Raw genomic sequence first — 21,136 nt, 5'->3', positions numbered from 1 at the left:
TCATGTGCCCGGTCATAAGTTTTATCCTTCACTGCTCCGCAGCCGCTCCGTAACCGTCTCTTTTGAAGAACTCTTATAGGCAGCAACGGGAACGGACAGGCAAACAACAAAAATAAAGACGATTGCGGCTCCGGTGGGAACATAGGGATAAGTAAATACGGCATAATCCGCCTCTGTCCGAAACAGCCTGAACACGCCATAAGTAATCAAGCTGCCCAATGTCATGATCAGGCCCGAGGAAAGGATGGCATATCCCAGGCCTTCGTAGACCAACATCCTCTGAAGCTGTCTCTTGGTCATCCCGATGCTCTCCATCACGGCCATCTCCTGCTTTCTTACGGTTACGCCGGTGAACATGACATTAATGAAATTCAGAATACCGATCAGGGCCAAAATGGCGGATAATCCGCCCCCGAGAATAGAGAGCATGAGCTTTAGCGAAGCAAAGTTCTCCTCCATCTCGATTTTGGCATTGATGGTAAGGCCCCCGATTGAATCCACCGTTCCCTTCAGCTCAGCCAGAATGGATTCCGCCTGTTTATCGTCAGACTGGATATTGACCCGCTCAACGAAGGGCTCATCCACCAGCCGATCCATGGCTTGCTCGCTGATATAAATGTTGGGAGCCAATCCGCCGCGGCTGACTTGAAAATTTTTCGGAAGGAAGCCGCCTAGTCGAATCTTATACTGCCTCTCATTGTTTAAGATTTTAAAATTCATCTCGGAAGACAGCTTGTAAAGCTCGGGATTATCCGTGGAAATTAAAGCGATTTCCCCTCGTTCGAAGGCAGCGATATCCATGGGTGCCTTCGAACGATTGATCTCCTTCACATATTTGGAATCTATTCCGACCGCAAGGGACCAGAACATCTCGGGATTATCCTTTATCTGCTCCTCCGTAACCGGATCGATATCGAAATCCTTCGCAAATGCTTCGTTATGCTTGCCGTAAAGTTCAGGATCATAGAATAGTTGAATGGGCTCGGTGGTGGTGGCCCTCACATCCGTAATGCCAGGGATGTCTTGAATATCGGCGATCAGCTGCTGCGTAATAAATGGAGTGCGCTCACCCGTCGCTGTCCGATTTGCCGAATTGTTGTAAAGCTCAAAATCATTATCGATATAGCTCTCCACGAAATGATCGAAGTCCAGACTCATCACAACCGTATTCACCGTCATAAAGGTGGTTATGCCCATAAATAAGGATATGAAAACAAGAACCGCACGCTTCTTATCGCGAAACATGTTTCGTACAGCCATTCGACGGAGATGACCGCCATGGGTTCCCCGTTGAAGCTTGCGCTTTATAGTTACGCCCGTATAACGGACAGCTTCGATTGGAGAGATTCCCGCAGCCAGACGCGCAGGCTTGACACAGCCGACCCATGTGGTTAATAGTGCGAACAGTACGGCTCCTGTAAAGATCCATGGACTGAACGATATGGCAATCCCGGTTTCACTGACATTATAAGTATTAAGGGCGAGGGGTACAATCGCAAAAGATGCAATCGTGCTTACGGCCAGTCCTGCTGGAATTCCGATCAAAGATAAGCGGAACGCTTGCCCCATAACGATACGCTTAATCTGACGGGGGGTCGTACCGATCGTCTTGAGAAGGCCATAGTAGCGAATATCCTTCGATACCGAAATATAGAGAACATTATAGATTAGCAGATATCCGCTCAGCATAATAAACAAAATGAGACAGCCGAATCCGATCATCAGCCCTGAATTGGAGTCTGAAGAGGCATAGAGAGGAACCGTTTTGACCTTTTGCCGGCTTTGCTCATTTAATTGCAGGTCCCGTTCCAGCCGAGACGATGTATCGGATACATCCAGTCCATCTTTGTATTTCACTGTAAGGCTGCCGGATTTTTCAACGGATATTCCCTTCTTATCCGCGAATGCTTCGGATACCAGGATGATCCCTTGGTTGGCTGCGCGAACATTCATGTATTCCGTATAGTACCCGGATAATTTAAATCGGCTTGTCACAGCCTCCGATTTTCTTCCTTCGTTATCATCCGGGATGGTCGTTAATTCAATCTCCGTGCCGAGCTTGGGTTCCTTAATCCCCATACGTTCCAGCAGCCAGGTGGCGATCATGACCTCATCTTCCTGCTGTGGATACTGACCCGTTATGTCTGTCATCGCGGGTTTACGATGCTGTTCCCATTCCGTCTGGTCAAACCAGTATAAGCTGACTGTGAGCGGGCCCCATTCCGGAAGCCTAACGATCCGCCCTGCCATCGCCTGCTTTCCTATGGAATCCACATAATCATATTCGTGCAGCTGCTCAAGCTGGCCATCCGTCGCTTTCGTTAATGCGGAATGCGCGGCAGTGCCCATGACGCGGATTTGCTGAAGATGATACGATTTCAGATAGCTCATTCCGATGCTAAACACCGATGCAATCAAAAACGTTGTCAGCGCGATCGCCATCATGACCATCCAATTACGCGTCTTATTCGCCTTCAAGGTACGACCGGTAAGTTTTTTGATAATCGCTCGATTGTTATTAGGCAGCATCATCCAATGCCACCTCCGACAATTTTACCGTCCTCGATCCGTATGATGCGATCCGCAAGCTGCGCGATCTCCTCATTATGAGTGATCATGACGATCGTTTGATTAAATTTGCTGCTTGTTATTTTTAACAGCCCCATCACTTCCATGCTGGTCTTGCTGTCCAGATTGCCCGTCGGCTCGTCCGCCAGGATAATGGCCGGCTTCGTGGCAAGTGCGCGTGCAATGGCTACGCGCTGCTGCTGTCCGCCGGACAGGTTGTTCGGAAGGTTGTTCAGCTTATGGGACAGACCTAGCACGCTGACGATATGGTCAAGATAAGCCTTATCAACCGTGGCGCCATCCAGTTCGATGGGAAGGGTCATATTCTCATATACGTTCAGCACGGGGACCAGATTATAGTTTTGGAATACAAAGCCAATGTTGCGTCTCCTGAAGACGGTCAGCTGCTCATCGTTCATCGAAAACAGCGCTTTACCGTTAACGATTACTTTTCCGTCCGTGGCCCGATCCAGTCCGCCGAGCATATGCAGCAAAGTCGATTTGCCGCTGCCTGACGTTCCAACGATCGCTGCGAATTCCCCTTCGTTGATCACCAGATTAATGCCATCCAGTGCTTTCACGAGATTGGGTTCGGATCCATAGTATTTGGTTAATCCTTCGGTTCTCAGTATCGCCAAAGCTATCATCTCCGTTAAATCAATTTTAAATAATATTGGCTCCTTATACGGTCTATGATAGCGAGGAGATCTTACAAACTCGTGACAGATCGCAAGTACAGGTTCCTTTATCTTTTTTGAAGTGCCGTCATCTGAGTCATGATGTTCAGCCCCCAGCTATCCATGTTTAGCGGCTTAATAACAAAACCGCGAATATCTGGGGGCTGAAATTATTCTGATTATGCTTATGACGGTTCCTAATCTAAAAACCGGAAATACTTTGTTTTGCCACCATATCAAACGTGTCGCTGCCGCATTGGGGGCATCCCTCGTTTTTTAGCTGTTCGATCGTGGCGATATCCTCTTTGATGCCGACATAAACGGTATTTGAGCATTGTTTGCAGCGGTACGTTCTCAGCGTTTGTTTAACTTCGCCCGTATACAAGGCATCCGTGAAAGCTTCGTCGTATTCCGGAGCCGTTTGATCCGTTGTGCGGAGAATGAACATTTGACTCCGGTTTGCGATCATTTCCGCGCCTTCATAAGCGTTGAATCTCGGAAAATTGGCGCTGACGGTCAGGCTCATGCGGACGAATTCGCGCTGCATGGCCAGCATGAACGCCGGCGACTTGTGCGCGAAGGACAAGAATATCGGCAACCCTTTTTCTTTTTTTCAACGCGCTGATCCCGCGCGAAACAAACAAGCTCATGCCTTGAAGGGTATAAGGCGGATCCGTGAAAAAGCAATCATATTGCCCTTGAAGCGACTCCGGCAGCGGATCCCGCAGGTCCATCTGCCGGCACACGATGGGCAGCTTTCGTTCTTTGGAAACATCTCCGATAAACTGCAAAAAGCGTTCATCAATGTCCAGAACGTCAACCCTCGTCGCCCCATGTTGGCCTGTCGGAAACAGGCGCTGCAAAAGCAGGCCGATCGACACGCTGACCAGATCATCGTCACCTACGCACAAAATCCGTTTTCCGATCAACGCGTGTTGCTTTAAGCAAAGAACCGCTCTGCGCAAACTGGTTTCCGGCGTACACTTGGATTGGTCAATCTGCACGTTTACTTGCGGCCGTAACGGAAACAATGCCTCCAATATGGCCAAAATATCCTTTAATGCATCCGTCCATTCCGACTCTTGGAGAAGGGCTTGGTGCAACCTCCGATCCAACCCCGCATAGCCCCATTCCTGTTCAATCCGCTGTGATGCTTCATCTGTGCAACGGACACCGCGGTCCTGCATAAGCGCTCCCGCCTTGATCAGCTCTTTTTTTGATGGCTGTGGCAACCGGAATGGGCAGCAGTGTTTTGCGAGCCAGCTCTTTCGTGGAAATGCCGGGGTTCAGGTAACATTCGATCAGCAGCTGCTCAATCACCGGCGGTCCTTCTTGCAGCTGCACATGCTCGCTTGCTTGTTTAATAAAAAAATTTCATCGTTATCGCTCCTTTTCCAAAAATAAATAAAAAAAGGGCAGGGATGAACACACGTCATCCCTGCCCTTTTATAACGCCTAATATAAGCTCCACAAAAACAAAAATCCGCGCTGAACTCAGCACGGATGTGGCCGCAAAATCATAGGCATCCCCTAAGGATCTAGTTTTATCCGTTGTTCTTAACTAATTCCGAAGCTTCAAGATCGCATGTTTAATAAACCTGGACAATTCTGCCATAGGTTCACGGAGCTTCCTGAAAACTTCATGTATGGAATTTGATTAGTTAAGAACGACCTCAGACATCAAAATCTCTCCTTAGTGAAAGTTGATATCATTTTAAACTGATATTTTGCTAAAGTCAAGTGCGTTGCCGTCCGAAAAGGAGCGATTCTATCCCGTTATAAGAAACCGGGTATCACCCGGTTTCTTCCCCATACCATAACTGACGGAAGCTCCCGCTTGAGGCAAGCAGTTCCTCGGCTGTCCCTTCCGCTTCGATTTCCCCGCCGGAAAGAACGATGATATGGTCGGCTTGCCTAAAATGCTGTCTGTTGCTCTATGTATTGAAAGTTGTACCGGTGAAGAAAAACTCGCGGTTTCTTGTAAGTGGCCATATTGCAATTCTGAAGGGGCTTCGATTCAAAGGCGTATTCCATTATACCTTGATTCACATCTTGGGAATACATATTTTCACTGCGCTATAAAACAAAGGAAGATAAATCAAAGACAAAGCTACACGCACTATTACATAGAACATTTGTTCCCGTGTAAACAAATTTATGTCCCCATGGAAATGAATCATTCAGTTTCGTTATGAAAGCGATAATATAAAAACAGCTGCAGGGAATTTCCCGACAGCCTGGATAAGCGTAAATGCTTTGCAAAAGCTTATTAGTTACAGCGCATTAGTGTAAGCGATGTCAAACCGTTTTTGCGCCTCTTTTCAAGGCGAATGCATTTAGCCCCGCACCACCTTGGCATCGGTAACAGCCTCTTCTTCCCCCCCAAGAAAACGGCACCGGGATAATCGGTGCCGTTGTGTATGTCGAATCTTGGCAGGCACGTTATTTCCAATTGACTTTTTTCGCAAAAAAAGATGCATTCCTCGAAGAAATGCATCCATGATGATTCTATTGCGCTCGCAGCAAAGCATGCTGACACGCCGTTTGCAGGTCTCTCCAGCAACGATTGACCGCGGTATTCTCCATGGCGGCGGCCAGACCCAAAAGAGGGAATAATGTTTGTCCGCATTTCAGCGACAATCCCGCTGTGGATATGCAAACGGATGAAACTTTTTCTTCCACGATCGGTGTTAAAGCACCATGATCCAGCAGTTCGGACCATGATTCCTCAATGGTTTCATGAAATGCGGACCTGGCCTGCTCCAAAACCTTCATCTGTTCGTTCCACCGATGTACCAAAGGTTCATGACTCCCCCGCTGTTTGATCAGCTCATCGGCTGCCTCCATGAAATGCCGGGAAATGCCCAGAGCAACCGCCGCAAATGAAGCCTGCGCAAACGGCAGGAACGGGTACCTGTAGATGACTTCCCCGTGATAGGCCCTCATCTCGGCAATGGAAAACGTCATTTCTTCAGGTACGAAGGCTTCCTCCACCGCTATCCGGTGACTGGCGGTCGCCTTTAGTCCAAACGCTTTCCAGTCGTGATCGATACGGACCTGATGCGGCTGCAAAATGAAAGAACGTATCGCCGGTTCTCCCGGATGACCCTTGTCCGTGGCGGCATCAGGATGATCGATAACCGCATTTGCCGTAAATACGGTGGCATGACTCGATCCGCTGCAGTACTTCCAGCTTCCGCTTACCCTATAGCCCCCCGGCACCCGCCGGGCGATTCCTGAAGGTGTGCCGCTGCCGGCGATGACCGCTTCGCGGCGGGCGTACACCTCCCGGCTGATATCCTCCGGCATGAATGGAACAAAGAAGCCTCCTCCCGCCCCGATCGTCACAAGCCATCCCAGATTGCCGTCAATCCTTGAACACTCCTCGAATATCCGTACGGCATCCGGCAATGTGGACATGCGTCCTTCCAGCCCGTCCGGAACAAACAAATGAAACAGCCGTTCATCATAAATGAACCGGAGGACCTCCGGCGTTGGGGTTCCTTCCTGATCCATCCGCAGCGACTGCTCCCGGAGCATATCGATCTGCTGGTTCGTAAATAACATTTTTCTCACCGCTTTCCTCATCATCATCCTTTTTCGGCAGGAAACCCTGAACAACTCGAACAACTTGTCCGTCCAAAGCGGGAAACAAAAAAACAGCCCGCCGGAAACTTCGGGCCGCAGATCTACACGGGGACAATCTATTCCGAAATATGCCGATCGGCGTTCTCTTTATATTTTGCCGATCGTTGTTTTCTTACAATATCGGGGACAGCAGACGCGAAATCGATTCTTTGATCTTAACCCCTCTTGAACGCTTAAGGTATTGCTCCATCGTCAATAACGATGATACGCGCATATCGTTTCGAAAGTCTTCGCTCAGCTTTCGGGCGATGCCTTCGTCATACAGGAAAGCATTAACCTCGAAATTCAGCTTAAAGCTCCGGAAATCGATATTGGCCGTTCCCACCGAAGCGATCTCTTCATCAACCACCAAGATTTTGGCATGGATAAAACCGTTGTTGTACAGATAGACATTGACTCCGGTTTGCAGAAGCTCGCCGACATGCGATAGCGTGGCCCAGTATACAAACATATGGTCCGGCTTGTCGGGTATCATCAAATTGACCTCTACGCCCGACAATGAAGCGATGCGCAAAGCATCCAGCATACTGGAATCCGGGATAAAGTAAGGCGTCTGAATATAAATGGAATTTCTTGCGGAAGAGATCATTTTCAGATACCCGTTCTTTATATGCTCATACTCGGAATCGGGACCGCTGGACACGATCTGTATGCCGACAGTGCCTTGGTTTGGCAGGTGCGGGAACAAGCTAGGGAAATAGGTAATGTCATGATCATGGGACGCCTGGTTCCAGTCCAGAATAAAGCGGGTTTGAATCGAATAAACCGCCGTTCCCTGGATTCGCAGGTGCGTATCGCGCCAATATCCGAAATTGGTGTCCAAGCCGAGATATTCGTCTCCCACATTAAAACCGCCGATATATCCTACTTTACCGTCGATAATGACCAGCTTGCGGTGATTGCGATAGTTCAAGCGTAGATTAATGAGCCGAAACTTGGACGGGAAGAAGGCTTCCGCCTGTCCGCCCGATTCGCGGAGCTCCTTCAGGAATCTTTTGCCGATACCGCGTGAACCGAGCTCATCGTACAAGACACGGACCCGTACGCCTTCCCTGGCTTTTTTAGAAAGCAGCTCCATCAGCTTTTTGCCGAGATCGTCTCTGCGTATGATGTAATACTGAACATGAATGAAATCCGTTGCCGCCTCTATATCTTTAAAAAGCGCCTCAAATTTCTCCTTGCCGTCCGTGAAAATCTCGACCTCATTGTCCTCGGTTAGAACGGCTTGATTGTTCAACAGGTTCATCGTGATTAAATCTTTATTCCGCTCCGAAATCGAGTTCCGGAAATTGAACCTATGGGCCCTAAACTGGGAAACCTGGGATTTCAGTCCGCGGTCCAGTCCGCTTTTCTTGAATTCATCCCAGTAGAAGAGACGCTTTCGTCTGAAATTTTGGGCAAAAAACATGTACAGAATAAATCCTGCAATCGGGATCAGCAGAAGTACCAGCAGCCATGCCCAGGTCGAGCCGATATCCCTTCGCTCCTGGAAAATGACGACAAACGCGAGAGTAATATTCAGCAGAATAATGAGTCCGAGGAGCAAAGTCGTTACGCTCATATCCATCTTCCTTTTGGTATATTGTCGAATCAAAAATAACGTTCCCACTAACCATATGGGTGGGTGTCAAAACATAAGCATACCAATAGGATGGCACTTCTGTCCAGATGGAGGCCGTAGCTTTCGCGTACCTATACCGGAAAAAAGGCAGACTCGTTTCCCCCGATCGTCTTCTTATCGGACGGCCTTCGTAAGCTGCTCCAGGATCGCCGCCTGCTGCCTAAACTGCTGTTCGTACAAGGATGCCGCTTGTTTAATCGCCTCGTAAAGCTCATTGTCCTCTTGGGCGTCATACGAGCGATCACTTAACATAAACTCGCGGATTTCATCCAGAACGGCTTTAAACTCGAAGTGGGATTTCGCGATATTTTGGATCATCCCTGCCATTTCCGGATCGGTTGAGGCAGGGTTTGAAGCGGACGCCTGCGCACGTTTTCTTCCCGTTTCGGTTAAAGAGATACTGTACAGCCTCATCGCAGACAGCTCGCCTTCAAAGGCGAACACTTCCTGCTTTATCAGTTGTTTGACCCGGTATTCTATAAAAAAAGTCCGAGACCCGCTGCTCGGCATACCCGATCACTTGTCCGATAATCCGCGCGGATTTCAAGAACTTCCCCTTGTACGCTCCCAGCTCCAGAGCCGCATCGATAATAGAGCGATCAAAAGTATCCTCGGGCACCGTTTGAACCTTGCCGTTCTCCATGATCCTTAGCATTCCTTGTTCGGCAACCAGCCGATGCCAGTCCTCAGCCAGTGTTTTCTTATCCTCTCGGGTCAATGACTTTTCAGTACCTAGAAGCGACCTCAACTTCTCATGGGTAATTTCACCGGTATGGGAATACTGCACGGCCTCGGAATTCAAAGCATTTGTGGCGTTGATGACGGATACGTCCGCGTCTTCCGGCAGGGATGCCATCAGTCTTCTAAGCCCCGTTTGCTCGAACGCGGATCCGCTTGCCCACACCACCGAGCTGATATTTTGCCAGCTGGCAAGGCAGGGTTCTCCAGTCAATGGCAGCCCTCATCAGCATTTCCTTGAAATCATCCCGTTCTTCGGACGTTTCCATCTGACCCAGAAACCAGTTCCATCGCATGGCGGTACTCCCGGCATCCTGTTTATCGGGAAGCGGGCCGATCATCAGGTTATCCTCCAGCGATACGACACGTTCATCCGGCTTTCCACGAAGCATAAGCTTCAACGAACCCGACGAGGAGGCATCAAATGCAACATGAATTCGGGAGACTACGCCGCGTTGTCCTACCGATTCCTCAAAACTGGATTCATTGGCGAAGCCCCACTCCCTATCAAACGCCCACAGAAAACGTTTAAGCTCCTCATGCCTTCCCTCTGCAAAGACCTGAGCTGCCTCGGTGTTCATCCGGGACTTAAGCTTCAGCAGCTTCTCGTAAAAATGGTTCACCGCCGTGCTGCGTTCGTTCCGGTATTCCTCCTTGGTGAACTGATCCCGCGGCTTGAGTGCCGGGTCATACATCAGCTGGCCTTTCCAGCCGGAATAGGCAAAGGTCCGGGCGATCCCGATCGCTCCGATCGCATCCAGACGGTCCGCGTCTTGAACGATCCGGCCTTCAAGCGTCACCGGCGGTTTACCGCTGCCGCTTCCAAACGACATCTCGGCGATGATCCCGAGAATTTGGTCTTGATCCTTCGAATCGACCCCGCTCAAAAGGAGCCAGCTTTTGACCTTATCCATCCCGGCTTCTTTGGATTCGTTCAGCTTCTCATCCGCCACATCGTGCAGCAGCGCGGACATTTCGCATATGTATTCATCGGCGTTTTCAAGCATGGCCAGCATTTTGGCCGTCCTTGTCACCCGGACGATATGCCACCAATCGTGTCCGCTGCTGTCTTGCTCCAGTTCCTTTTTCACGAAATTCCCGGTCTGTTCCAAAATCTCTTCCATTCGATCTCGCATTCGTTTAAACAACTCCGATCGTTAATAGAGTGAATGATCAATGCTATCATAAACCGAAATGACCTTCCCGTGCTCCATTTCTACGATACGGTCATTTCCGTGCGGCTCAATCCATTCCAACCGATGGGTGCTCAAGACTATTGTGCACGATCCGGCAAGCTTTTGAATGAGATGCCGGAATACCATGGCTTCCATGATATCCAAGCCCTCGAAGGGCTCGTCGAGCAAGCAAATCCGAGGGTTCCCTATTATGGCCTGCAACAGTCCCACGCGCTGCCTCTGGCCGCCGGATAGCTTGCCGAGCCTCATTCTCCGCACGTTCCACAAGCCCGCTTGCGTAAGCCAAGCTTGAATATGACGCTTGACCATTCGTAAGGGCATCCCTTTCTGCAAAGCCTGGTGAACGATATACTGCTTTACGCTCATTCCGCTGTAGCCTGTAAAATGCTGCGGCAAATATCCTATCATGCCGCGTGCCTCTTGTACACTTAAACTTCGAGTTCCAAACGGATGTTCCCGCTCACGTTCTTGGTATACCAGGGTTCCGCTGGTAGGGGGAACGACCGAGGTCAAGAGACGGATGAATGCGCTTTTTCCGGAGCCGTTCGGTCCCGTTAAATAGGTAATGCCCACGGTGAGCATAAGCGATATTCCCTCGATGATCATTCGATGATCCTGCTCCAGCCCTACATGGTCACACCGGATTACAACCTGCTTCATGCAACCTCTTTCCCTCCGTTCCTCCAGCGGATCAGATGGATTAACATCAACAGCGCGGCAGCGGATAACATTATTCCTCGGACAGCATAAAAGCTCTCTGTCTGCGGTTGAGAGATCATATCCATGAAATTCAATCGAGCGTTCTCTGGCGAAACGATCAAGAGTCCAGCCGTACCGAACAGTATAATGGCATTTCCCCATTGTCCAAACCATTGGATACATACAAAGCAAATGACCGCGGCAGAAATCACCGGAACACTCCATCCCAACAGAAAATCCGCTAGCGAAACCTCTGCACCTTGGCGAAAAAGAATATAGGACAGCGGAAGAGCGGCAAAAATTTGAAAAATGGTGACCAGGACCAAACGGGCCATCGTTTGTTCCATCATACTGTATTTTCCCAGCTTCTGCAGAATAACGGTGCCTTCATCTCGCGACCGAAACGCATAAATTACTGCTGCAAGCACCGTGACCGTCAAGCCTATAATCCATATGAAAAGAGCATTGTATTTGTCATTTTGAGCTTTCAAGGCGATAAATCCTGCCGCAGCAATGGCAGCGCCCGTTGCCCCCCAGCTCCGGGTTCCATAAACATTCCATTGGGATATTACAAGATTGAGAAATTTTTGACCGATCGTTTCGTCCGGTAATTTAGGGTACTCCGCTTGTGGGTGAAACATTGTCTCGGCTTTCAGTGTCTCAATAACGTTAAACGGCAAGACTTCTCTTTCCTGCGCACCCAAATTTTTCACGGAATCAATTAGTGCAATAGAATCCTCTCGCGACGGTTCTGGAACCTTCACGCTAAGCAGTCTCGTTCTCCAGTGCTCCTCGAGGGATTCCAGCATTCCCCCTTGATCGATGACACGCCCTTCTTCGAAAAGTTCTTCTGCTCCTTGGCCGCTGTCCCATCTTTTGTGCTTAATTTTGCTTTTTCCACTCTTTTTGGAGTCGTCATCCATCTCATCCACCTCTATTCGCTGGCCTTGGGTGCTTTGAACGATCTGCATCGTCATCTTCCAGCCTGAGTTCTAGCTGCTTTAACGCGCGGTACAATCTGGACTTCACCGTATTTACGGGTATCTCCAGCGTCTCGGAAATCTGCTCGTATGTAAGATCTTGATAAAACCGTAGATAGATGACGGTTCGATGATCGATGCTAAGATCGTTTAGGGCATCCAGCATCCACTGCCGTTCTACCTGGTGATCCATGAAATTAATGGCCCTCATTTCATCAAGATCACGATCCCGCTTCCACAGGATTTCGTGCCGGGTCGAAGCCTTTTTCCAAAAATCGCGGCACAGGTTGGTCGCAATTTTATAGATCCAGGGCTTTAACGTTTCAGGGACTTGTCCTCTCCGGGATTGCCGATAAAGAGTTACAAAGGTTTCCTGCACGATGTCAGCCGCTGTCTGCTCGTTCATCGTCATCCTGTACACATAACCGAATAAAGGCTGGTGGTACCGGAGAATGAGTGCGTCGACCGCTGAGTCGCAGCCCATGACCAGCTCCCGCAGCAATTCCTCGTCTTTCATGGCCCGCGATTCCCTCCTCACTCGTTTGGTTATCTTTTTTTCCAGATCCTTATAGCAAACCAAGCCAAGGACCATAGCAATATGCCCACTGCACAGTAAAACCACCGGTTAAAGACCAACCAGTTTTCCCACGCCGCCTCAGTCTGCGTCCACCAATGAATCACCGCCAAATGCACACCTGAAAAGTTAAGCAGGATGGGGGAATATTCTCCGCCAACCTGACTCATGGCTGCAGACCAAAACATTAAAGCTCCAAAAAGTCCTCCAACGGTATGTTGAACGAGAAGCGTACCCGCCGCGGTTAGTGCTCCCATAGTCCAATAGACGGGAAGCATGAACAAGAGATAACGGAGATGCAGAGTCCAAGGGATGTTTCCCGGCAGCAGTATTCCGGATAACAGAACTATGGCTATCCCTGCGAAATAACCGATAGCCCCCCGCTCAATCAGCAATACGATTCGGCGAACCGGATAAGAGCGAAGCAAATTCATGAATCCTGAGTCCATATCCAGGCTAAAGACCGAGATCATCGTAAATGCAATAATAAGCATCCCCAACTTCTCGTAAATAACCGATACGGCTACCCGTTCCGTCGATATGTCGTTCATTAGAATCGATACCGAAATCCCGTTGCAGACCAAGAGTAGCCAGAACCAAGGCGAACATGCAAGAAGTTTCATCCACAGGGCGAACACCATTCGCATGCGGGAACTCATGGAGCCTCACCTGCTTTAGCTGGAAACAGGATATGATCAAGCTCTTTTAGTACATCAAAATCCTCCTGATTCGGGCTGGCTTCATATTTCCGGTAAAGATGGCCTGAAATATCCAATATCCGATCCCGGTCTTTCTCCGCTAGCCGGCTGATTTCCTTTACAAGCCTTACTTCTTCATCAGACAACGAATTTGGCCCCGGTATTCCTTTGGTGGATTTTACATTAACATAGTAATCGTGAAAGCCGGACTTCCATTCCTTGCTTTTTCCCGGATATTCATGTTCATACACCCAGCTTAACAAGGTGTTTAACATAATAGGTTTCACAGTCGGCGGCTTCAGAAAATCCCACGGATAACGGATTCGATACACCTCATTGTCCGGGTCAAGGAAATCAGGACTGCCCCCTGAAAAAATATAACCGCTATATAAATCAGCAGGTTTTAGCGACAATCCCAGCCAAACATTCAAAAATTCCATCTGATTCAGCTGAGTTTTCACATCCCTCTGACTTTGGCTCATCTTGTCCGGATGGTCCACCACTTTTACACCCTGAACCGAACTCTCCTTGGTAACGCCTTGATATAGGAATAATCCTGTATTGTTTTTTCCTCTGAATTCAATGATATTTTCCTTATCCGAGAGAGTTAGAGGCATAACCAATGGTTTATCCGCACGACCTTCAATGATCACATCATAACGGGTAACACCGGGCTCCTTATAACTCAGGCCTTCTTTGATTATAAAACCAAGTGGCGCATTATTGTGCTCCTGGCTGAAGATCAACTGCCTTTGCCCGATTTGCGGATACCAGGCCACTGACTTGGGAAGCAGTACGTTATTTTTGCTTATTCCGGAAAACTGCCGTAGACCTTCGCTTCGGTAAGTATCTATACTACCGGCATAGTTCAGCTTTACATCGATATATTCGCCATGATTTATGGGTTGATTCATCACGATCTCCAGTACGTCCCCTTGACGGCTCCATTGCAGCGGTTTGTCTCCCTTCAGAGCGGTCACTTCGAGTCTCCGATTCAAGGTAAGAAATAATTGGGCGGCTTGTTTCTTCCCTGTTTGTTCCAGTCTCAGCTCGCTCTCCACAGACAGGAAATTGGACTCTTTTTCATTTAAACGAAGATTCAGTTTCATCTCCTCTACGCGAAAATCACTTTGGACAGCAGCCAGTCCATCGGTCTGGGCGGGTTTCGGTCCGTCCGTTTTATTGCTTATACCATCCGTAATATAAAGGTTTACCCTTTGCAAGAACTCTTGATAACTTGTCCATCCGGAGCCTATCGCCAAAAACAGCGCCAAAGCACAGAAGGATTTTACAATGAATGATTCTCTCCTTCCACACCGACGATGATATGTTCTTATGCACGCTAAACCGAGGAAAAAACACTCCCGACAACAACACGGCGGCTTGATGGATAACCGTCCATTCAACGCCCCACAGTCCATAACTGTCTAGTACCGGATTATACCGGAAGCGGGTCAGGTCATAAGGGGCAAACCAACGCCAAAACACATGCAGCGGAGGAGTCTCAGTCTTAGATGTAAGCTGCACCAGTACGGGAATGATCCATAAACATGACAATAAAAGAAAAGAAAACTTGTTGCGAACGAGTCCGCCAAGACACATTCCGAGTGAAGAAAAAGTGAAAACTGCCGCCCCGGTTTGAACCCCGGTGTAAATCGCATAGAGCAGTACCATCTCCTGCGGGTAACCCGACATTGCCAGCCAAACGGTTTGCGCAAAAACCAAAGGAAAGGTAAAGGCCAATCCATACATCTGAACCAGCTGCCATTTGCCAATGACCAGGCTTGACCCGTGCCGAGGCCAAGATCTTAGCAAAACATCCATTCCGTTGCAACGTTCCCTGTAGAGCATATAGTTCGCGTACAATCCTGTTAGCAGCATAACGACGGGCATCAGAATCAACCATTGTTCATAGAAGTAATAGTCTCTTGTCCCCTGGCCGGAAGCTCCGATCTCGTAGCGAATTATGAGCAGGACCCAGAGGATAATGTGCATAAAGGGCAGGGAGCACCAGATCGGACTGCGTCGAAGCTGCAGCCATTCAAATTTGAAAACATCACGTACGGATTGCATCATTCAAGCTCCTTTAGAACCGCTACATATCCGTCTTCCAAAGAAGGGTTTACAGCAGTGGCATCCGATACGCTTTCCGGACTGGCTATAAAACGGATTCTCATGCCATCAGCCTCGCGAATGCTGTTAACGACGACTCGTTTTTCAAACCATTCTTCTGCTTGATGTACAGGCATTGTCTTTTCCCATACGCTGCCTTCGGCCTGTTCCGCCAACTGTTTAAGGCGACCTTGAAACCGCATATATCCTTTGTGAAACACTACGACTTCATCACAGGTGGTTTCCAGATCACTAACGATGTGCGTAGAAATGATAACGGTGCATTTCTGCCCAAGTGCACGCAGTAAGTTTCGGAAAGCAATGCGTTCCGAGGGGTCCAAACCCGTTGTCGGCTCATCAAACAGAAAAAGCTTTGGATCGCCCAGCAGAGCCTGAGCGATGCCGATACGCTGGCGCATGCCTCCGGAATAGCTTTTTAATCGGTCACCTGCCCTATCCGTTAAATGAACTTCGGCGAGGACGCGTTCAACCTCGCGTTTTCTTGCTGCAGGGTCAGAGATTCCCTTCATCGTCGCGGCATAATTCATAAACTCCCACCCCGTCAGCTTGATCGGCACTTGAACTCTCTGCGGAACGTAGCCTAGCAAACTGCGGATGTGATGGGCTCCGTCCCTTGACAGATCATAGCCGTATATCTCGGCATGTCCCTGATCTGCCTGTTCTATCGTGGCCAGCAAATTCATCAGCGTGCTTTTTCCGGCTCCATTAGGCCCCAAGAGTCCGGTTACTCCCTCGGCAATCCGCAGGTTTAGCGGCTTAAGGGCCTGTTTTTTACCGTAGCATTTGGTCAATCCTTGAATATAGACGGTTACTTTCTCGTTCATATGTAATCCCCTTTCCTTACCGGCCCTAACACGATACAGGCTGAGGAAAGGTTCCCTCTCATAAAGAAAAAAAATTCTTTTCAAAACGAAATGATCATTTCATCCGCTACATTGGCCTACTGTCTCTTTTGGCAGCCTGTGGAAGTGATGCATAGGGATAAATAAGTTTCCTAACGGAAACATTAAGGTTGAACTGGGGAACACTGCGGCACGAGTTCTGCGTTGCTTCTAAAGCTCTGGAGAACCTGCGGTACCCATTTGGGTGGAAAGGAGCGCATAAGGAGAAGATGTATTTCTTTTACAGCTTTGCACTTTTGGCCGGAGGGTTGACGCTAATCAACTTCATATTTTCATATCAAAGCAAGCATATCGATCCCCACTTTTGGACCACCATCAAATTTCAGCTGATGATGATCCCCCTGTTTTTGATCGCCAACACGAGCGTTGGTTACGGCGTGCGATTCGGGTATAAAACTACTGGGCATTTAAGCTTTGTTCTTATCGGGGCGAAATGTCTGGAAATCTTGATTTCTTTAATGATGGGTTACCTGTTTTTCAAAGAAACCCCTTCCTGGAAAACGTGGGTCGGCATTGGCATGATTACAGCAGGCGTGGTGCTAGTGAAGCAAAAATAATATGGGCCTCTTTGCGCCGGCAGCACCCTCTTTCGACCATGCTTTTTAGCCGACTTCTCTCCTTTGTTTCGTTTTCTTCACCTCTCCCTCTCATATTCCTCTTTTAGAATGGAGTATAAATAGGAATCGTGATATGCCCCCTTGTGGTGCATATGCTGGCGAAGATGGCCTTCTTTTTGCATGCCGATCCTGACCATTACCGCGGCGGATTGACGATTGGCAGGGCGGCAGGTTGCATAAATCCGGTTAATGCCTTGTTGCTCAAATCCAAAACCAAGCAAGCCCTTGGCCGCTTCCGTCGCATATCCCTTGCCCCAGTAATCCGGATGGAAGCAGTAGCCTATCTCCGCATTGGTCCCTTCGAGGTGCAGCCCGCATCCGCCAATCAATTGTCCTTGATCTTTCAGGACTACCCCAAGCTCATATCCCGCTCGCGGAGTTTTGGACTGCATGGACAAGACGGATTCGATGAAAGCCATGGTGTCGTCTTCCTTATTGGGTCCCCAGATCATGAACCTCGAAACCGTCGGATTTGAAGCATAAGCATGAACGCTTTCCCAATCTGCCGCCACAAAATCGCGAAGGATAAGCCTTTCGGTTTCAATCAACATTTAGACGCCTCCTGACGCAAATTTTTCCTTCATTGGATATCTAGCAGTTCCATTGCTGTACTGCCCGAACTCGAAGAGATTTCTTTTTTTCTTCTATATAATACAGTACACAATTCATAACTCGTGCCAGAGCATAGCAAAGGAAAAACGTATTCCCAGGAATTTCTGTCTATTGTATCATGGAAGTTGCTTACATACCGAAGATGAATCCTACTCTCGCAATTTAAACACAAAAACCCGGAGAGTCTTATCTCTCCGGGGAAGATACAACAATAACATGATATAATCTCGGGGGTTTAAAATGAATGCAGATAAGCGAAAGGTTTGGAATGCCAACCATAAAATATTAACCGGCATGATTGTAAAGCCAGCAGAGCATGAAAGAGCCGTTGATTTGTTTTTAAAGCAGCACGCTCTGCTTTACGCATCCCGAATGGCGAATACGCCATATCCTACGTTTGAAGATGAATTGATGAACGATATGAGTGAAGACTTGCTCCGCAAATATCCTGTTGTGATGAAAGACACCCGGAACTCCATCGCTTGGCATCTCTGGCATATTACCCGCATCGAAGACATAACGATGAACATTCTAGTAAAAGGGAGTGGCCAGATTGCCCATACCGGCGCCTGGTTTGATCGCATGAAGGTGAATGTCCAGCACTCCGGCAACGAAATGGAGTCCCATGAAATCGCTGCGTTCAGCAAAGCTATCGATATTGATGCACTCCTTGATTACCGGATCGCCGTCGCCCGCCGAACACGGGAAATCGTTCAATCCCTGCAGCCGGGACAGTTTAAACAAAAAGTTGAAGCCGCACGGCTTGCCCGGTTGCATGAACAAGGGGCATTATCGGAAAAGTCCGCTTGGCTTGCGGATTATTGGGGCGGCAAGACCGTAGCCGGCCTGGTGCTCATGCCGGCTACGAGACATTCATTCGTGCATCTGAATAAGTCCCTTAGAATCAAACATAAATATCTGTAGCGATCTTACAAATCCGATACCGTATACGGACGCAAGTAGCGTGAGATCATACCGTGCTTCGGCGACAACAGAAAGCTGAGCAAAAACACGACGCCGGTGGCAAAAGCCATCGAACCGGAAATGGAGGTATCCAGCCATACCGCAACATAGTATCCCGTAATCGCCGATAGAACGCCGAACGCTCCGCTGAGGACCAGCATCACCGATAACCGGTCGGTCCAAAGATAGGCGGATGCTGCCGGCGTAATCAGCATGGCGACCACCATAATCGCCCCGACCGCGTCAAATGCCGCCACGGTTGTAACGGAAACGAGCGACATGAAAACATAATGCATAAGCACCACGGGAATGCCGATGCTGGCTGCAAGCGCCGGGTCAAACGAAGTGATTTTCCATTCCTTGTAGAAGGCTGCAATAACCAGAACGACAACCAGCAGCACGACCGCCAAAATAAATGTCGCTTCCGGGATTTCTCCAAGCCATGGCACAGATATTTTCTCCCACGGCACAAAGGTGATTTCCCCCATCAAAGCATGTTTCGTATCGAGATGAGCGTTTCCGACTTGGGTGGCAATCAGGATCACCCCGATCGCGAAAAGCGTCGTAAATACCACGCCGATCGACGCGTCCTGCTGCACTCCGCGGGAATGAAACCACTGCACCAGAACCGCCGTGAGCAGTCCGGCTATGATCGCCCCGATAAGCATGTGAATTCCGCTTAGCTCCCGCGTGATCAGAAAGGCCGTCACAATCCCCAGCAGAACCGTATGGCTGATGGCATCGGCCATCATCGCCATTCTCCGCAGGATCAAAAACACGCCGATCATGCCGCAGGACAACCCGACCAACGAGGCCGTCAGCAGTATCCATCCTGTATAGGTCATATTAATCCGCCTCCTTGATCGCTGCCGTTTGTCCGGACCATCTCTGCGATTGGTTTTGATGCCTTTTTTTCTGGGTGCGCAGCTGAAGCGCCTGAACCAGCAGCCCTTTTTCCGCTCCGAACACAAGGGATACAACAAAAAGCACGGAGGAGGATACAACGATAAACGGACCGGTCGGCCATCCTTTTCCAAGCGTGCTGATCATCGTGCCGGTCATCCCGGCTCCCCCGCCGAATATGGCAGAGAGCACCACCATCCATTTAAATGAATGGGTCCAATAGCGGGCGCTGACGGCCGGTATGATCAGAAGGGCTGCCATCAGGATGACGCCGACGGCCTGGATGCCGATAACGATCACAAGAACGAGAACCCCCAGATAGATGCTGTTCATCCAACGCCCCGATAAACCTAAACCCTTGGCGAAATCGGGATCAAACAGAAACAGCTTCCATTCTTTAAATCCAATAAATACAACCAGCATCACGAGGAGTGCAAGAATCGTCATCGTGTATACGTCTTGGCGGACCATGGACGCCGCCTGGCCGAAAATAAAACTGTCCAGTCCGCTCTGATTGCCGCCGGGCAACCGGTTGACAATCGTCAGCAGCATGATGCCAAGGCCGAAAAATACGGAGAGTATCATGCCCATGGCCGTATCTTCCTTAATGCGGCTGGAAGTACGTATCCATTGGATCATGAACGCGCCGATCAACGCGCTGACCGCCGCACCGGCAATCATGACGGGTAAACTCTTCGTTCCGGAAAGCGCAAATGCAATAACGACACCTGGCAGTGCGGCATGGGATAAAGCGTCGCTCATGAGGCTTTGTCGCTTCCAATAAGCCAGGCAGCCGATCATGCCCGCCGCCATTCCGAGAATCAGGGTGCTAAGGAGCACCCACTGCGTATTTGGCGATAATACGTTTTCCATAACCGTTACGCCTCCTTCATCCAGCGGAGCGTACCGCCGTAGGCGCGGTAAACATTATCCTTCGTAAACACATCCTCCGTCCGGCCGTGAGCCACGACCCCCCGGTTCAAGAGAAGAACATGGTCGAAATATTCCTCAACCGTCTGCAGGTCATGATGAACAACCATTACGGTTTTCCCGGACATCTTCAATTCCTTCAGGGTTGTCATGATGGCCCGTTCCGTAGCGGCGTCAACGCCGGCAAGAGGTTCATCCATGAAGTACAAATCCGCATCCTGCACGAGCGCGCGTGCCAGAAACACACGCTGTTGCTGCCCACCGGACAGCTGGCTGATCTGCCGATCCGCATAATCGGCCATTCCCATCTGATCGAGAGAAGCCATGGCCTTTTCCCGATGACTGCGGTTTGGCCGTTTCAGCCAACCCACTTGTCCGTACAGACCCATCATCACCACATCCAGCGCATTCGTCGGAAAATCCCAGTCGACAGAGCCCCGCTGCGGCACATACCCGACACGCGTTTTCATCCGGCTGAGCGTCGAGCCGAAAAAACTGACCGAGCCCGACAGTTTGGGGTGAAGTTCCAGCATCACTTTGAGCAGCGTGGATTTGCCGGCGCCGTTAGGACCGACTATACTTGTCAGCGAGCCCGGCTGTACTTCGAACGTGACATCGTTCAACACTTTATTTTTACGGTATGAGGCCGTTAATCCTTGTACCTTCAAGACTGACAT

At 49.4% G+C, this 21,136-nt stretch carries 20 protein-coding genes and 1 pseudogene; 2 read left to right on the top strand and 19 right to left on the bottom strand.

Annotated features, from left to right (window positions below; translation table 11 throughout):
* Window positions 1-21: 21 nt before the first annotated feature.
* The 15 genes and pseudogenes from XI25_RS04745 to XI25_RS04685 form a co-directional block, all read right to left on the bottom strand.
* Window positions 22-2,532 carry an ABC transporter permease gene (locus XI25_RS04745; RefSeq protein ID WP_046677590.1) on the bottom strand — a complete coding sequence of 837 codons (2,511 nt, stop codon included), beginning with the start codon at window positions 2,530-2,532 and terminating at the stop codon, window positions 22-24.
* Window positions 2,529-3,206 carry an ABC transporter ATP-binding protein gene (locus XI25_RS04740; RefSeq protein WP_046677589.1) on the bottom strand — a complete coding sequence of 226 codons (678 nt, stop codon included), beginning with the start codon at window positions 3,204-3,206 and terminating at the stop codon, window positions 2,529-2,531. The genes XI25_RS04745 and XI25_RS04740 overlap by 4 nt, the downstream gene beginning before the upstream one ends.
* Window positions 3,207-3,447: 241 nt before the next feature.
* Window positions 3,448-4,610, bottom strand: a pseudogene (locus tag XI25_RS04735) (bis-aminopropyl spermidine synthase family protein).
* 1,143 nt (window positions 4,611-5,753) lie between these two features.
* The gene (locus XI25_RS04730) at window positions 5,754-6,812 is read right to left on the bottom strand and encodes an acyl-CoA dehydrogenase (RefSeq protein ID WP_046677627.1); all 1,059 of its coding nucleotides are present in this window, start codon (window positions 6,810-6,812) and stop codon (window positions 5,754-5,756) included.
* A 193-nt stretch (window positions 6,813-7,005) separates the two neighbouring features.
* Entirely contained in the window at window positions 7,006-8,454 is a 1,449-nt protein-coding gene (gene cls / locus XI25_RS04725; RefSeq protein ID WP_046677588.1) for a cardiolipin synthase, read from the bottom strand.
* A gap of 174 nt (window positions 8,455-8,628) precedes the next feature.
* The gene (locus XI25_RS31045) at window positions 8,629-8,958 is read right to left on the bottom strand and encodes a hypothetical protein (protein WP_052759447.1); all 330 of its coding nucleotides are present in this window, start codon (window positions 8,956-8,958) and stop codon (window positions 8,629-8,631) included.
* Window positions 8,945-9,370, bottom strand: coding sequence for a DUF3658 domain-containing protein (locus XI25_RS31040; RefSeq protein ID WP_052759446.1), 426 nt, complete (start codon window positions 9,368-9,370; stop codon window positions 8,945-8,947). The genes XI25_RS31045 and XI25_RS31040 overlap by 14 nt, the downstream gene beginning before the upstream one ends.
* Before the next feature lie 7 nt (window positions 9,371-9,377).
* Entirely contained in the window at window positions 9,378-10,388 is a 1,011-nt protein-coding gene (locus XI25_RS33255; protein ID WP_160308877.1) for an HD domain-containing protein, read from the bottom strand.
* Between the two features lie 21 nt (window positions 10,389-10,409).
* On the bottom strand, window positions 10,410-11,108 hold the full coding sequence (locus XI25_RS04715; protein WP_046677587.1) for an ATP-binding cassette domain-containing protein: 699 nt from the start codon (window positions 11,106-11,108) through the stop codon (window positions 10,410-10,412).
* Entirely contained in the window at window positions 11,105-12,118 is a 1,014-nt protein-coding gene (locus XI25_RS33250) for a hypothetical protein (RefSeq protein WP_160308876.1), read from the bottom strand. The genes XI25_RS04715 and XI25_RS33250 overlap by 4 nt, the downstream gene beginning before the upstream one ends.
* The gene (locus XI25_RS04705) at window positions 12,072-12,644 is read right to left on the bottom strand and encodes an RNA polymerase sigma factor (protein ID WP_046677585.1); all 573 of its coding nucleotides are present in this window, start codon (window positions 12,642-12,644) and stop codon (window positions 12,072-12,074) included. Before XI25_RS04705 ends, XI25_RS33250 begins: the two co-directional genes overlap by 47 nt.
* A gap of 29 nt (window positions 12,645-12,673) precedes the next feature.
* Window positions 12,674-13,360 carry a hypothetical protein gene (locus tag XI25_RS04700; RefSeq protein WP_046677584.1) on the bottom strand — a complete coding sequence of 229 codons (687 nt, stop codon included), beginning with the start codon at window positions 13,358-13,360 and terminating at the stop codon, window positions 12,674-12,676.
* On the bottom strand, window positions 13,357-14,460 hold the full coding sequence (locus XI25_RS04695; protein ID WP_152669065.1) for a hypothetical protein: 1,104 nt from the start codon (window positions 14,458-14,460) through the stop codon (window positions 13,357-13,359). Before XI25_RS04695 ends, XI25_RS04700 begins: the two co-directional genes overlap by 4 nt.
* 118 nt (window positions 14,461-14,578) lie before the next feature.
* Window positions 14,579-15,475, bottom strand: a complete 897-nt coding sequence (locus tag XI25_RS04690) for an ABC transporter permease (RefSeq protein ID WP_082112205.1) — start codon at window positions 15,473-15,475, stop codon at window positions 14,579-14,581.
* Window positions 15,472-16,356 carry an ABC transporter ATP-binding protein gene (locus XI25_RS04685; RefSeq protein WP_046677581.1) on the bottom strand — a complete coding sequence of 295 codons (885 nt, stop codon included), beginning with the start codon at window positions 16,354-16,356 and terminating at the stop codon, window positions 15,472-15,474. The genes XI25_RS04690 and XI25_RS04685 overlap by 4 nt, the downstream gene beginning before the upstream one ends.
* Before the next feature lie 188 nt (window positions 16,357-16,544).
* Here XI25_RS04685 and XI25_RS04680 point away from each other — a divergent pair, with 188 nt between their 5' ends.
* Entirely contained in the window at window positions 16,545-16,991 is a 447-nt protein-coding gene (locus XI25_RS04680) for an EamA family transporter (protein WP_327204725.1), read from the top strand.
* Between the two features lie 77 nt (window positions 16,992-17,068).
* Here the strand turns inward: XI25_RS04680 and XI25_RS04675 are convergent, their stop codons facing one another.
* Window positions 17,069-17,602, bottom strand: coding sequence for a GNAT family N-acetyltransferase (locus XI25_RS04675; RefSeq protein ID WP_046677579.1), 534 nt, complete (start codon window positions 17,600-17,602; stop codon window positions 17,069-17,071).
* A gap of 301 nt (window positions 17,603-17,903) precedes the next feature.
* On the opposite strand from XI25_RS04675, the gene XI25_RS04670 reads away from it, so the two are divergent.
* A complete protein-coding gene (locus XI25_RS04670) occupies window positions 17,904-18,587 on the top strand; it encodes a DinB family protein (RefSeq protein ID WP_046677578.1) in 684 nt (227 codons plus the stop codon).
* 5 nt (window positions 18,588-18,592) lie between these two features.
* Here the strand turns inward: XI25_RS04670 and XI25_RS04665 are convergent, their stop codons facing one another.
* From XI25_RS04665 to XI25_RS04655, 3 genes are read right to left on the bottom strand one after another with little or no spacing between them, the layout of a single operon-like run.
* The gene (locus tag XI25_RS04665) at window positions 18,593-19,471 is read right to left on the bottom strand and encodes a metal ABC transporter permease (protein ID WP_046677577.1); all 879 of its coding nucleotides are present in this window, start codon (window positions 19,469-19,471) and stop codon (window positions 18,593-18,595) included.
* 1 nt (window position 19,472) lies between these two features.
* Window positions 19,473-20,402: a metal ABC transporter permease gene (locus XI25_RS04660; protein ID WP_046677576.1), complete on the bottom strand. Its 930-nt coding sequence runs from the start codon at window positions 20,400-20,402 to the stop codon at window positions 19,473-19,475.
* Between the two features lie 5 nt (window positions 20,403-20,407).
* Window positions 20,408-21,136: a metal ABC transporter ATP-binding protein gene (locus tag XI25_RS04655; RefSeq protein ID WP_046677575.1), complete on the bottom strand. Its 729-nt coding sequence runs from the start codon at window positions 21,134-21,136 to the stop codon at window positions 20,408-20,410.

The sequence above is a fragment of the Paenibacillus sp. DMB20 genome, from assembly GCF_000987955.1.
GTDB lineage: Bacteria > Bacillota > Bacilli > Paenibacillales > Paenibacillaceae > Paenibacillus_AQ.
The sequence above is the reverse complement of the archived record's forward strand: the minus strand, read 5'-3'. Positions and strand labels throughout refer to the sequence as shown.